The sequence below is a fragment of the Rouxiella aceris genome, from assembly GCF_012933545.1.
Taxonomy (GTDB): domain Bacteria; phylum Pseudomonadota; class Gammaproteobacteria; order Enterobacterales; family Enterobacteriaceae; genus Rouxiella; species Rouxiella aceris.
Map to the genome: position 1 here is coordinate 329,371 of NZ_JAADJU010000005.1, position 13,227 is coordinate 342,597.

The window sequence follows — 13,227 nt, forward strand, 5'->3', positions numbered from 1 at the left end:
CGCTAAACAGACCCTGCCAGGCTGAACACCCGGCAGGGTCGGCATTTATGCGTCGCGTTCACGGGGCTGACTGGCGGGGCGCATCATGGCGTAGATCGCCACCAGCGCCGCCAGAAACCCCGAGGCGGCACCGACTCCCAGCGACCAGCGCGGGCCAAAATGGTCGGCGACCCAACCAACAATAGGCGCACCAATCGGCGTACCGCCCAGAGCCACGCCGACGCGCAGCGCCATTACCCGTCCGCGCATGGCGGGCTCGGTGGCCAGTTGCATCAGACTGCTGCTGGTATTGGTAAAGGTGATAGCGGCGATACCGGTGATCACCAAGGCGCCGGCAAAATACCAATAGCCCGGTGCCATGGCGGCCAGCAGACCGCCGATGCCAAATATTACTGCCCCGATCAACAGTGAAGCAAACTGGGGTCTGTCGCGCCCGGCGGCGATCAGTGCACCGGACAGCGTGCCAATGGCCATAAACGACGACAACAAACCATAGCCGCGTGCGTCGGTATGAAAGACGCCCACCGCCATGGTGGAAAGAAATATCGGGAAGTTCAGGCCAAAGGTACCAATTAGAAAGAGCATAATCAGCATGGCTTTCAGATCCGGACGCTGCCAGACATAGCGCAGCCCTTCGCTAAAACTGCCACGTACCCGTTGGGCGCGGGCATTACTCCGCAGCTCTGCCACGCGAAATAAACTCAGCGAAGCGAGGACGGCAACAAAACTAATGCCGTTAAGCAAAAATGCCCAGCCAGTGCCTACCGAAGCGATGGTCAGGCCGGCAATGGCTGGTCCCACCATGCGCGCGGCGTTAAAGGAGGTGGAGTTGAGCGCCACCGCATTGGACAGATCCTCTTCGCCAACCAGCTCGGCAACAAAGGTTTGCCGCACCGGGGCATCAAAGGCGGCGGCACTGCCGAACAGAAAGGCGAAGACATAGACATGCCATAGCTGCACCAGGCCGCTAACGGTAAGCAGACCGAGCAATAACGCCAGCACGCCCATCGTCCCCTGGGTAACCAGCAGTAGTTTGCGCTGATTAAAGTAGTCAGCGGCGAACCCGGTCCACGGCAATAAGAGCATCTGCGGGCCAAACTGTAGCGCCATAACGATACCCACCGCCGAGGCATTATGGTTGGTCAACTGGGTCAGAACTAACCAGTCTTGTGCGGTGCGCTGCATCCAGGTGCCAATATTAGAGATCAGTGCGCCGACTGCCCAGACACGATAGTTGAAGCTGCGCAAAGAACGAAAAGTACCTCGGGTCGCAGTGGTCATAGGCGGAAGACCGCCGGGGAAACGTGTTCATTATGGGTCATGGTTGCTTGTCCAGACAGAGAGTGGCTATGGTTTAAAACTCGGCCAGGCGCTGCAAAAGTTTAACCGCGTCGGCAAGTTGTTGCTGTTCACTGGCAGACAGTTGCGCAAGCATTGCCCGTGTTAGCCAGTCCTCTTTGACCGCCCGGCTGGCATATAGCTTTTGCCGAAACGTTGGCGTCAGGGCGACCAGCGTCTGGCGGCCATCGTGTGGATCAGGGGTACCGTTGACCGCTCCCATGGTCTGCAGCGCCGCGACCGTGACGCGCATAGACTGCGGACGTACGCTTTCAGCTCGCGCCAGCGCCGAGACGGTGGCAGGGCCGTCACGATCCAGACGTAGCAACACCGATTTTTGCGACGAGCTAAAATCACCGGGTTGCGCCTGCTCACGCAAGCGGCGGATCAACTTACCGGCACTAATGCGCACTTCTGCGGCAAGGGCGGCTAGCTGTAAGGCTTCGGGCATAAGGTGGCCTCAGTATGGGAAAAATTGGCATAACAAGATAAGCAGACTCTAACATAACTACAGTTTAACTGTACAGTTTACCTGTGTAGTTTTTGTAGTTGGCAGCATTGTGCCGCGCATAAAAGGATTTATTCATCAGGGAAGGAGGATTGCCGGGCAGGGGAGTGCTATCAGGCCTACAGCGACAATGCGCCGCAGGCCTGTGTCAGGTCTTAGTAGAGTTCGCCCAGGGATGCGGCGTTAAAATCTTCCAGTTCAGCGGAATTGCCGCTGCGGATTTTGCTGACCCAAAGCGGATCGCTGAGAATAGCGCGACCGACGGCGATCAGGTCAAACTCGTTACGTTCCAGGCGATGGATCAGATTATCCAGCCCCGCCGGTTTTGAGCCTTCGCCGCTAAAGGATCCCATAAAGTCGCCGGACAGGCCGACCGAGCCGACGCTGATGGTGGCCGCGCCGGTGATTTTTTTCGCCCAGCCGGCAAAGTTCAGGCCCTGTTCGCCATCAATCTCCGGGAATTCCGGCTCCCAAAAACGACGTTGTGAGCAGTGCAGGATATCGACCCCGGCTTCGACCAGTGGCACCAGCCAATCGCTCATCTCATCAGGTGTCTGCGCCAGGCGGGTGGCAAAGTCCTGCTGCTTCCATTGGCTCAGGCGCAGGATCAGCGGAAAATCATCGCCGACGGCCGCGCGCATGCTTTTTACCACTTCGGCGGCAAAACGCGAGCGCTGCTTGAGGGTGGCACCGCCATATTGGTCAGTACGCTGATTGGTGGCGGCCCAAAAGAACTGATCGATCAGATAACCGTGGGCACCGTGGATCTCGGCGACATCAAAACCTAAACGTTTGGCATCGGCGGCGGCGGCGGCGAAAGCGGCAATGGTATCGGCGATAGCTTCATCGCTCATGGCAACGCCGCGCGGTTGATCGGGCCCGACCAGCCCGGATGGACTTTCCACCGGCGCTTCAGGGACCCATTCGGTCATAAAGCTGGCCACCGAGCCGGTATGCCAGATCTGTGGGCCCATTTTGCCGCCCGCGGCGTGGACTTCATTGATTACCCGTTGCCAGCCGGCAAGGGCCGCTTCACCATAAAATAGCGGAATATTTTCGTCGTTCCTTGAGGCCGGGCGATTAATTACCGTGCCTTCCGAGAGGATTAAGCCCACATCGTTGGCCGCCCGGCGTTGATAATAGGCAGCAATGTTTTCCCCAGGAATACCTTTCGGGGCAAAACTGCGTGTCATGGGGGCCATGACGATACGGTTTTTTAGCGTCAGATTTTTCAGCGTAAAAGGTTTAAATAACGCGTCGACATTTAATGTGGTCATCGTATTGTTATCTCTTGGGTTAGGAGTTTTTTATAGTATATTATGTATACCAGACGTCAATCAGGCACCTGCACGCTACCAGGTAGCCAAAAGGAAACCACCATGTCGAACTCGCAACCGGTTTTTTCCGTTGCTCAATGCCCACACCGTCTGCTGCTCGATCAGATTGCCGATAAATGGTCGGTATTGATCCTCGGTGCACTGTGCGAGAAACCGCTGCGCTTTAATGTGATCAAACGGCAACTTGAAGGCATTACGCAAAAAGCGCTAACGCAAAGTCTGCGGAGGTTGCAGCGCAACGGTATTGTGGAACGGCGTGTGATTGCCACTTCACCGGTGGCCGTCGAGTACGAGATCACACCGCTTGGCCGTACGCTAAAAGAACCTTTTCAGGCTCTCTATAACTGGACCATGACCTATCTACCCGAGGTGGAACGGGCACGTTTGGCTTTTGATCTTGAAATTAATGATTTACGCGAAGCTTATCAACCTACTGCGTAATCACTAATATCTGCGAAGAAAGTTTTTACCGTTCATTGAAGATGGAATATCTCTATTGCTAACGCTTATATCAGCGGGGAAGTGATGTGAAGGGTAATTTCTTCAATACGGATATTTATAAATGGATCACAGACTGCTGACAAAGTCCATTATTAGGGAGAGTGCACCGTTGGGGTCGTAGCGGGCTTGCCCGCCGGAGCGCCCCTGGGTGTGCTATGCCCGGGTATCTCGATCATCAAGACGACTTTGTCATCAAACTCATCACCTCATTCTTTCGCTTGCTAAGTGATAAACATCACTGCGTTCACGCTTACCCACAGCAACAACTGCGATAACCAATATTTCGTCAATAACCTGATATACCAGGCGGAAACCAGAGGCTCGAAGTTTTATTTTATAGCAGTCCTTTATGCCACGTAATTTTGACGATGGAATATGTGGATTTTCACAACATTTTTTTAATTTCTTTGCAAACTGTTGCTGAATGGTCTTATCCAGCTTCTGCCACTCTTTCAGCGCATCTTCCCTGAATTTGACCTTATAATTCATAGATAGCTATCCAGATCTATTTCAAGTAGCGGTTGGTTACCGCGCTCACTGACCAGTTTAACCAGCTCCTGATCATCCAGGGCGTCGAGTATTTTTTCATAGAGTTCTGCGGGTACACAATAGAATGCAGGTTGATTACGGTTCAGTATCGCGACAGGGAAACCGTCACCGGCATTGACTGTAGCCATAGGGTTCTTTTTTAACTCGCTTACGCTGGCGCTGGTATCACTTAAAATAATGTTCGGCATAACTCACCCTCAAGACTGTTTAACAGGTCTTTAAAGGTAGCAATCTAAAGACCTACTAACAAGTCTTTTTAACGTTTTTTGTACAGTTGGGCTGCCCGAGCGTAAACCTCACTCGGTGAAACAGTGAGCGAGACTGAGTCTGTCTGAGCAAATTATTGAGGTATTCTATAACTGGACCATGACCTATCTGCCCGAGGTGAAACGCGCAGGTTTGGCTTTTGATCAGCAAGCTAATGATTTACGCTAAGCCTATCAACCTACTGCGTTATAACGATGATTGCCCTTTGTGGCCCGGAGAATCAGCATGTATGTTCCCCCGCCGTTTCGCGAAAACCGCACCGAAGTGCTTTACGATCTGATTGCTCACTATCCCCTCGGGACGCTGGTCAGCCAGACTGACGGGCAACTGGATGCCATGCATCTGCCGTTTGAGATTAACCTTGCCGACAACGGCACGGCCACCCTGCTGGCCCACGTGGCGCGCGCCAATCCAATCTGGCGCGAAGTGGCCAACGGCAGCGACGTGCTCATCGTGTTTCGCGGCGGTGATGCTTATATTTCCCCGAACTGGTATCCGAGCAAACAGCAAACGCATCGTCAGGTACCCACCTGGAATTATCGCACAGTCCATGTGCGCGGGCAGATTACTTTTCGCGATGACCTGCCGTTTCTGCATGATGTTCTCACCAGGCTGACTGCACGACAAGAAGCCACGCACACGCTGCCCTGGCAAATCGGTGATGCCCCCGAGGACTATATCGCCGGTATGCTCAAGGCGATTGTCGGGGTAGAGATCACCATTAGCGAGATCGTTGGCTGCGTTAAGCTCGGGCAAAATAAAAACCAACAAGACCTGCAAGGGGCAGCAAACGGCGTTATTGAACAGGGTAATCTGATCATTGGCGAAGCCATGCTGGCGGGACTTAAAGATAAAAACTGAGGTCAGGTGGAGGTATTGCGGCAACGGCCATCCTGTGCCGTTGCCGAGGGTTTATAACACCTTGTCCAAAAACTGCTGTGTACGTGAGTGTTGTGGCCGCTCCAACACCTGTGCGGCGCTGCCGCTTTCTACAATACGACCCTCCACCATAAATACCACCCGGTCGGCGACCTGACGGGCAAAACCGATTTCATGGGTTACCACCACCATCGTCACGCCGGAGCGGGCCAGCTTTTTAATGACTTCCAGCACTTCGCCCACCAGTTCGGGATCCAGCGCCGAGGTCGGTTCATCAAATAACATCACTTTCGGGTTAAGGGCCAACGCACGGGCAATGGCGATGCGCTGCTGCTGTCCACCGGAAAGATGCCGTGGCCACGCCTGCGCCTTGTCTCGCAAGCCGACGGTATCAAGCAAGGCATAGGCCTGGGCAATGGCCTGTTTGCGGCTGTACAGTCGATGGACAATCGGCGCTTCGATGATGTTATCCAGTACGGTCATATGTGGGAACAGATTGAAGTTCTGAAAGACATAACCGACCTGGGTGCGCTGTTTAAGGATCGCCCGTTCTTTTAACTCATAAAGTGTATTGCCTTTACGCCGGTAGCCGACGTAATCGCCATCTATCTGAATAAAACCTTCATCTACCCGCTCAAGATGGTTAATGGTGCGCAACAAGGTTGATTTTCCGGACCCGGAAGGGCCGAGGATCACCGTTACCGTGCCAGGTTCAATGGTCAGGCTGACGTTATCCAGCGCCTTGTAGTTACCGTAGTATTTGCTGAGATTACGAATGGCAATGCGTCCGGCAAGTTGTCCAGGCTCTGCCGTCAGGCGTGGTTGTTCTGCCTGCCGCGGGGTCGGACGCTTAACAAAGAGATCAAAAGCTTCTGACATAAGGCATCACTCCGTTTTCATGGTCGGGCCGTGCGCCATTGACGCAGGCGTTGCAGGGTTGTCGGTGCGATATGGCGTATTGCCCCGCGCGAAAAATAGCGTTCGACATAATATTGCAGTATCGACAGGACGGTGGTGATCAGCAGGTACCAGACGGTGGCCACCATCAGCAACGGAATAACCTGTTGCGTGCGGTTGTAGATCACCTGCACGGTATAGAACAGTTCCGGCATCGATAAGACATAAACAATGGATGTGCCCTTGGCCAGGCTGATCACTTCGTTAAAGCCAGTGGGTAAAATAGCGCGTAGCGCCTGCGGTAAAATAATGCGCAAGGTGCGACGCCAGGCGGGTAATCCCAGTGCCGCTGCGGCTTCTTGTTGCCCATGATCGACACCGATAATTCCGCCACGGATAATTTCGGCGGTATAGGCAGATTGCACCAGCGATAACCCCAGTACCGCCACCGAAAATTGATCCAGCAGATCGACGGTGGAATGACGGAAAAATTCAATCGAGGTAAAGGGAATCCCCAGGGACAGGCTGTCGTATAAATAAGAGAAGTTATAGAGAACGATAAGCACCAGCAGCAGCGGCAATGAGCGAAACAGCCAGATATATCCCCAGGCCAGAGCGCTTAATAGATAGGACTTTGATAAGCGCGCCAACGCCAGCAAGGTGCCAAAGATAATGCCAAACAGGGTGCCCAGCAGTGTCAGCAGCAGCGTTTTACCAAGACCGGCGAGGATCACCGGGTCAAAAAACCACTGGCGAAATACTCCCCATTCCCAACGCGGGTTGGTGGCAATGGATTGCACAATGGCCAGCAAAATAAACAGGGCAAAAAAAGCCGCCAACAGGCGCAGCGGATAGCGTGCCGCCACCACCTTTAATGGCCGATCATCAGCGTCATATTTATTGATATCACTCATAAGCCTGCTCCCGGTGCGCGGTCTGCGGCAGGCTGTCGGGCGACAGTAGCTTGATAAACGGCAAGCGTCCGTCATAAGGCGGCAGCGAGTAGCTTTCTGGATCGCGCTGGGTGTCAAACTGCGGTTGATAGTGCAAAGAGAGGTAGAGCCTGACCGCCTCGGGTTGCCGGAAACCGGTGGTCAGAAACAGCCGACGATAACCCAGGTTCAAAGCCAGTTGTTCCAGTTGCCGGACCACTTTTTGCGCCAGCCCCTGACGGCGCAGCGAGGTATCGGTCCAGATCCGTTTTAGCTCGGCAGTCTGCTCGTCGTAACGTTTAAACGCCCCCATGGCAATGGGGCGTCCTTGACGCAACAGCACAATAAACACCCCGTCTGGCGGGGCATAAACGTCTACTGATTCGGCCTCTTGCTCGCCAAAATAGTCGCCGTAACGGGCACGATATTCGCCAAACAAACCGGCAATAACGGCCGCAATCAGCGGGTCATCAGCGCGGGTGTGAATAAAGGTATCCTGGCTCATAAGGTCTCCTCCGTCGATCAATCGCCAAGGCCTGGCGGGTTAATGGTGGAGTGCTCAATTTTTTCCACGCTCTCTCCCCAACGGTCTAATACCTGCAGGTAGCTGCCGTTGGCAATGGCATTATTAAGCGAGGCCTGTACCGCATCGACCAAGCCGTTGCCCTTTTTAAGGGTGACCGCAATATTGGCGGTTTTTGGCCAGCCGCCGGGTACAACCCCTACCAGCCGGGTATTGCCGCTGAGTTTGGCTTTATAGGCACCGGTGACATTGGGGCCAAAGGTGGCATCGGCGCGACCGGACTGTAGCGCCAGCGTCGCAGCGGCATCATCAGTGACATACAGTGGCTGGAAGGGCGCCAGTCCTTTGGCCTGGTTCTCTTTATCCCAGGCGAGCAAAATCGCCTCCTGATTGGTGCCGGAACCGACAATAATGCGCTTACCGGCTATATCTGCTGCGGCGTTGATGGCGGTGATTTTGCTGCCGGTTTTTACATAGAAACCCAGGGTGTCCTGCCGGTAGGTGGCAAAATCAAATTTGGTTTTTCGCTCTTTGGTGACGGTTATATTGTAAATCGCTGCATCATATTTTCCTGAAGTCACCCCCAGCGGCCAGTCCTCCCAGGAGGAGGGCACCAGCTTGAGTTTTAACCCCAGACCGTCGGCGACCAGACGGGCAATATCCGCCTCACTGCCGATCACCGTTTTATTGTCACGGGCAAACAGTCCGAACGGCGGTGCGCTGCCCAATACGGCTACGGCCACGGTTAAGGTTCCGGGTTGTACAAATGAAAAGTTGGCCGGAATTTTAGCGGCAGCCTCGGCATTTTTTGCCGTGTGGATCGGCGTCTCGTTGGCGATCAAATCAATACCCGACGCCGCTTGCGTCAGCGGGGAGAAAGCCAGTAAAGCGGCGATAGTTAACTTTGCGCGATGCACCATTATTATTTTTTATCCTGTAATTATTATTGAATAAGGGGGACTGGCACTATTGCCGAGCGCGGATGTTAAGTAAAACAACAAAATTAACTATTCAAATAAATAAAATGAAAATGACTATCGCAATGAGTGTTGCGGAAATTTTATTGCCAGCGGGATGTAAAAATATAAATGATGAGGTGTTCTCGCTTGCCGTTAGAAAAATAGCAGCATAGGAAAGATGATTTTTCTATTTAGTCCCGCCGCGCTTTTATGGAATTCTTTTTCCTTCGTGTTTGCCAATTTGCTGCCAATTGGCGAGCAAAGGCTGGCTGCGTATTGTCGCCAGCCCGTCCGCCATAAGGGATCCCGTAATGAGTAACCGCAAAAAGAGTATTAAATTAGGCCTGATGTTGCACGGTGCAGGTGGTCATATGAATTCATGGCGCCATGAAAAAGCCCCGGCCGATGCCAGCGTAAATTTCCCCTATTTCCGTGAACTGGCGTTACGCGCCGAGGCGGCAAACTTTGATTTTTTGTTTGTCGCCGATGGTTTGCATATTAATGAAAAATCGCTGCCTCATTTTCTTAATCGGTTTGAACCTATTGCGCTATTGTCCGCATTGGCGGCGGTTACCCAGCGTATTGGCCTGGCGGGCACCATTTCTACCTCTTATAGCGATCCTTTTACCGTGGCCCGCCAACTGGCTTCGATCGACAATATCAGTCAGGGGCGCGCCGGGTGGAATGTGGTGACCTCGCCGCTGGCCGGTTCAGCCAAAAATTTTGGCAAAGCGCATCCTGAACATGCCTTGCGTTATCAGATTGCCGAAGAGTATATCCAGGTAGTACAGGGATTATGGGACTCCTGGGAGGATGATGCCTTTATTCGTGACCGGCAAAGCGGGCAATTTTTTGATGCCGACAAGCTGCATAAACTTAATCATCAGGGGCAGTTTTTTAACGTTGAAGGTCCGCTGAATATTCAGCGTTCACCGCAGGGACAGCCGGTGATCTTTCAGGCCGGCGCATCCGCTGCCGGGATTGCACTGGCGGCCCGATCTGCCGATGCGGTATTTACCAATGCGCGCACGCTTGATGAGGCCGCACTCTACGCTGATAAATTGCAGCATCAGGTGCAGGAGCAGGGACGACAGCCGGTGGGTATCTTCCCCGGTATCAGCCCGATCGTCGGGCAAAGCATAGAGCAGGCGGAAGCAAAATATCAGTATCTGTTGTCGCTGATCTCCGTTGATGATGCGCTGGCCTATCTCGGCCGCTTTTTCGATCACCATGACTTTGCGCAATATCCCCTGGATGGTCCTTTCCCTGAGTTGGGCGATCTGGGGCAAAACAGCTTCCGTTCTACCACCGATGAGATCAAACGGCGGGCAAAAGAGCAGAATCTCAGCCTGCGCGAAGTGGCATTTCAAACCACGCTGCCCAAAGGGGAGTTTTTTGGTACCCCTGAGCAGGTGGCTGATACCCTGATCCGCTGGGTGGAGCAGGGCGGTGCCAGCGGTTTTATTATCAGCGGGCCGGTACTGACCGAGGCCCTTGACGATTTCACCCGCCTGGTATTGCCGGTGCTGGCTGCACGCGGCTATTGGCATCCGAGTACCGAGAGTGTCACCCTGCGCCAGCGTCTGGATATTCCCTTTAAAAATAATCGCTATAGTAAAAAAACGGCGGCGTAAGGGGACGCGGGCTGTGATAACCGCTTAAGGCAACTTAGGCGGTTTTTTTTTGCCGTAATGCAGTTCCGTTTTATGTTGCTTAATTTTCTATGATAAAAGTATCTGCTTAGATTGCTGCGTAATTATTCATGATTATAACTATTGTTATGATAACGATGTTCGGTCAACGTTAAGCACCCGCCCACCTTCGTGATGGGTCGAGTGTTGGTTTTTATCTTGTTTTTTCTTCCAGGGATTTGCTATGTCATCACCGTCCGTAAACTCGGATTCGCTGTTGCAACACCGATCTTTTGTCGCTTTCTGGGTAGCCCGGGCGGCGTCGAGCTTTGGTTTTCAGATGCTGGCTATTGTGGTGAGCTGGCAGATTTATTCCATGACCGGGCGTGCGCTGGACCTCGGGCTGATTGGTCTGGCCCAGTTCCTGCCTTCGGTATCGCTGGCGCTGGTGGCCGGTCATGTAGCGGATCAGTTCGATCGCCGTCGCATTGTATTACTGGGCCAGATGGTTGAAGGGTTGGCGATTGCCGCTCTGGCGGTGTTGAGCATCACCCATCATGTCAATGAGCTGATTGTCCTCGGCCTGATCCTGGTTATCTCCACGGCGAAAGCCATGGAAGCGCCGTCGTTACAATCAATGTTGCCCGCCTTGGTGCCGCCCAATTTGCTGGCGCGGGCCATGGCAGCCAACGGCGTCTCTGGTCAGGCGGCGGCGATGGTCGGCCCGGCACTGGGTGGTTTTTTGTATATTGCCGGGGCAGGAACGGTGTATGCGGTGTGCGCGGCGCTGTATCTGCTGTCAATGCTGATGGTCAGCCGTTTGCGCTATGAGCAGGCACCACCGCGTCGCGTGCCGGCAACTTTCGCCACGCTGTTTGCCGGTATTCACTTTATCCGCCATCGTCCCGATGTGTTGGGGGTGATCTCCCTGGATCTGTTTGCCGTTTTGCTCGGCGGGGCCACGGCGCTACTGCCTATTTTCGCCCATGATATTTTACATACCGGACCCTGGGGACTCGGTCTGCTGCGCGGGGCACCTGCGGTAGGCGGATTATTGGTCGGCTTCTGGCTTAGCCGTCGGGCGTTAAAACGCAATGTTGGGATGATTATGTTTGCCGCCGTGGCGGGCTTTGGTGTGGCTACGCTGGTCTTTGCTTTATCGACCACCTTATGGTTAACCATGCTGGCGCTGTTTGCCCTCGGCGGTTTTGATATGGTCAGTATGGTGATCCGCGGGGCGCTGGTTCAGCTCGATACCCCGGATGATATGCGTGGCCGGGTAAGTGCGGTGAATTCAATCTTTATCAATACTTCCAATCAACTCGGCGAGTTTGAATCGGGCATGCTGGCCGCCTGGGTCGGAGCGGTGCCCGCGGCGGCGTTAGGCGGTATCGGTACCTTGCTGGTGGTGGCCCTGTGGATGGCCTGGTTCCCCAATCTGCGTCGCCGTCAGCATCTGGAAAATGACGCGCCGCAGACACAAACGGCATCCTGACCCCGCTCTCGAGACGGTTTTTCTCGGCTGTATTTGCGTAATTATCAAGGAAAAGGCGGGGTTTTTTCCTGGTGATCCAGATGTCGATTAACGCTTTTGCACGCAGGGAGGCAGGTTATCGTGAGGCATGCCGCATTTATCTCCTTTGTTGCTTAAAGAATGATAAAGAATTTCCCTTGTCTGGCCGATAAAGAGATCAGTCCCGCCATCGCGAGCACGCGCATGACTCATTATTTACTCTGGGGAACATATGGATAATTTTCAAAAAGAAATTGATGAGAGAACAAACCTTACCTCATCGAACAGATTTGAGTTGCTGTTGTTCCAATTGGGGTCATCTCCAGATGAGCCAAAGTCTGAACTGTATGGCATTAACGTGTTTAAGCTGCGCGAAATCGTTCCTATGCCGACGCTGACCAAAGCGGCGGGCATGGTAACGCCAATGATGGGCATGGCGAATATCCGTGGTGAGATTATCCCGGTTATCGATCTGCCATCGGTGGTGGGCTGTGTGCCTAAAACCGGGCTAAATATTTTGCTGGTCACTGAATATGCACGCAGTACCCAGGCGTTTGCCGTCGAATCCGTTGACGATATTGTCCGCCTCGAATGGAGCCAGGTTTTGGCCGCCGAGTCAGGCGTCAAGAGCCGCAACATTACCAGTATTGCCCGTCTGGATACTGATAAGTCCAGCAACCGTCTGGCGTTGGTACTGGATGTTGAACAGATCCTATATGACATTATGCCAGCCAGCCGCAATATCGAAATGGATGACAATCAGACCAAACCGTTCCAGTTAAAACCTGGCTCAGTGGCGATTGTTGCCGAAGATTCCAAAGTTGCGCGTTCAATGCTGGATCAGGGTTTGAAAATGATGAGCATTCCTGCCGAGATGCATATCACCGGTCTGGAAGCCTGGAATAAAATCAGGAAAATGGCCGAAGAAGCCAAGGCAGAAGGGCGGCCTATCTCGGATAAAATTGCCTTTGTATTAACCGATTTGGAAATGCCGGAGATGGATGGCTTTACGTTGACGTTAAATATTAAACGCGATGAATTCCTCAAGAATATCCCGGTTATTATTCACTCGTCATTGTCCGGCAGCGCCAACGAAGATCATGTGCGCAAAGTCGGTGCCGACGGTTACGTAGCAAAATTTGAAATCAATGAACTGGAAGCAGCTATTCACCGCGCATTAGATAGCAAGAAAGCGGTAAATTCCTAACTCGTTTTATTGATAGTGCGGCGGCTCTTGCCAACAGGAATGAGCCGCTACGCTATCTCCGCAAGCTGTGAAATCCTTGCCTTACTGCCATTCCCTTATTTGGTGTCGTGACTCTTCCCTCTCTTTCGCAGCTCAACTGAGCTTCCCGCGCAATCATTGGACCTGAGTGTCCAAAACTGATGCCTT

The 13,227-nt window shown here is 53.2% G+C and carries 15 protein-coding genes; 6 read left to right on the top strand and 9 right to left on the bottom strand.

The features are described 5' to 3' along the window. Nucleotides 1-45: 45 nt before the first annotated feature. From GW590_RS11735 to GW590_RS11745, 3 genes are all read right to left on the bottom strand, one after another. On the bottom strand, nucleotides 46-1,281 hold the full coding sequence (locus tag GW590_RS11735) for an MFS transporter (RefSeq protein ID WP_169403223.1): 1,236 nt from the start codon (nucleotides 1,279-1,281) through the stop codon (nucleotides 46-48). A 73-nt stretch (nucleotides 1,282-1,354) separates the two neighbouring features. Further along, on the bottom strand, nucleotides 1,355-1,789 hold the full coding sequence (locus tag GW590_RS11740) for a MarR family winged helix-turn-helix transcriptional regulator (protein ID WP_169403224.1): 435 nt from the start codon (nucleotides 1,787-1,789) through the stop codon (nucleotides 1,355-1,357). Between the two features lie 212 nt (nucleotides 1,790-2,001). After that, nucleotides 2,002-3,123 carry an NADH:flavin oxidoreductase gene (locus tag GW590_RS11745; protein ID WP_169403225.1) on the bottom strand — a complete coding sequence of 374 codons (1,122 nt, stop codon included), beginning with the start codon at nucleotides 3,121-3,123 and terminating at the stop codon, nucleotides 2,002-2,004. Nucleotides 3,124-3,225: 102 nt separating this feature from the next. Here GW590_RS11745 and GW590_RS11750 point away from each other — a divergent pair, with 102 nt between their 5' ends. Beyond that, complete coding sequence (locus tag GW590_RS11750) at nucleotides 3,226-3,624, top strand: winged helix-turn-helix transcriptional regulator (protein ID WP_169403226.1); 399 nt, start codon at nucleotides 3,226-3,228, stop codon at nucleotides 3,622-3,624. 261 nt (nucleotides 3,625-3,885) lie between these two features. Here GW590_RS11750 and GW590_RS11755 read toward each other — a convergent pair whose 3' ends face one another. Both GW590_RS11755 and GW590_RS11760 read right to left on the bottom strand, forming a co-directional pair. After that, a complete protein-coding gene (locus GW590_RS11755) occupies nucleotides 3,886-4,173 on the bottom strand; it encodes a type II toxin-antitoxin system RelE family toxin (protein WP_169403227.1) in 288 nt (95 codons plus the stop codon). Then, nucleotides 4,170-4,421 carry a type II toxin-antitoxin system Phd/YefM family antitoxin gene (locus tag GW590_RS11760; RefSeq protein WP_169403228.1) on the bottom strand — a complete coding sequence of 84 codons (252 nt, stop codon included), beginning with the start codon at nucleotides 4,419-4,421 and terminating at the stop codon, nucleotides 4,170-4,172. Before GW590_RS11760 ends, GW590_RS11755 begins: the two co-directional genes overlap by 4 nt. Nucleotides 4,422-4,725: 304 nt before the next feature. Between GW590_RS11760 and GW590_RS11765 the strand changes: the two genes are divergently transcribed. Beyond that, entirely contained in the window at nucleotides 4,726-5,361 is a 636-nt protein-coding gene (locus tag GW590_RS11765) for an FMN-binding negative transcriptional regulator (RefSeq protein WP_169403229.1), read from the top strand. A 51-nt stretch (nucleotides 5,362-5,412) separates the two neighbouring features. Here the strand turns inward: GW590_RS11765 and GW590_RS11770 are convergent, their stop codons facing one another. Genes GW590_RS11770 through GW590_RS11785 form a run of 4 tightly spaced genes read right to left on the bottom strand, consistent with a single transcriptional unit; the run spans nucleotide 5,413 to nucleotide 8,651 of the window. Then, complete coding sequence (locus GW590_RS11770) at nucleotides 5,413-6,258, bottom strand: amino acid ABC transporter ATP-binding protein (RefSeq protein WP_169403230.1); 846 nt, start codon at nucleotides 6,256-6,258, stop codon at nucleotides 5,413-5,415. 17 nt (nucleotides 6,259-6,275) lie between these two features. Next, a complete protein-coding gene (locus GW590_RS11775) occupies nucleotides 6,276-7,190 on the bottom strand; it encodes an amino acid ABC transporter permease (protein ID WP_169403231.1) in 915 nt (304 codons plus the stop codon). Beyond that, nucleotides 7,183-7,713 (bottom strand): GNAT family N-acetyltransferase, encoded by a 531-nt coding sequence (locus tag GW590_RS11780; RefSeq protein ID WP_169403232.1) that lies wholly within the window; start codon nucleotides 7,711-7,713, stop codon nucleotides 7,183-7,185. Before GW590_RS11780 ends, GW590_RS11775 begins: the two co-directional genes overlap by 8 nt. Before the next feature lie 17 nt (nucleotides 7,714-7,730). Next, nucleotides 7,731-8,651 (bottom strand): ABC transporter substrate-binding protein, encoded by a 921-nt coding sequence (locus GW590_RS11785; RefSeq protein ID WP_169403233.1) that lies wholly within the window; start codon nucleotides 8,649-8,651, stop codon nucleotides 7,731-7,733. Nucleotides 8,652-8,713: 62 nt separating this feature from the next. On the opposite strand from GW590_RS11785, the gene GW590_RS11790 reads away from it, so the two are divergent. The 4 genes from GW590_RS11790 to GW590_RS11805 all read left to right on the top strand — a co-directional run bounded on the left by GW590_RS11790 (nucleotide 8,714) and on the right by GW590_RS11805 (nucleotide 13,041). After that, nucleotides 8,714-8,863, top strand: a complete 150-nt coding sequence (locus GW590_RS11790) for a hypothetical protein (protein WP_169403234.1) — start codon at nucleotides 8,714-8,716, stop codon at nucleotides 8,861-8,863. 138 nt (nucleotides 8,864-9,001) lie between these two features. After that, complete coding sequence (locus GW590_RS11795; RefSeq protein WP_169403235.1) at nucleotides 9,002-10,324, top strand: LLM class flavin-dependent oxidoreductase; 1,323 nt, start codon at nucleotides 9,002-9,004, stop codon at nucleotides 10,322-10,324. A gap of 241 nt (nucleotides 10,325-10,565) precedes the next feature. After that, nucleotides 10,566-11,816 (top strand): MFS transporter, encoded by a 1,251-nt coding sequence (locus GW590_RS11800; RefSeq protein ID WP_169403236.1) that lies wholly within the window; start codon nucleotides 10,566-10,568, stop codon nucleotides 11,814-11,816. Nucleotides 11,817-12,066: 250 nt separating this feature from the next. Beyond that, the gene (locus GW590_RS11805) at nucleotides 12,067-13,041 is read left to right on the top strand and encodes a chemotaxis protein (RefSeq protein ID WP_169403237.1); all 975 of its coding nucleotides are present in this window, start codon (nucleotides 12,067-12,069) and stop codon (nucleotides 13,039-13,041) included. Nucleotides 13,042-13,227: the final 186 nt, after the last annotated feature.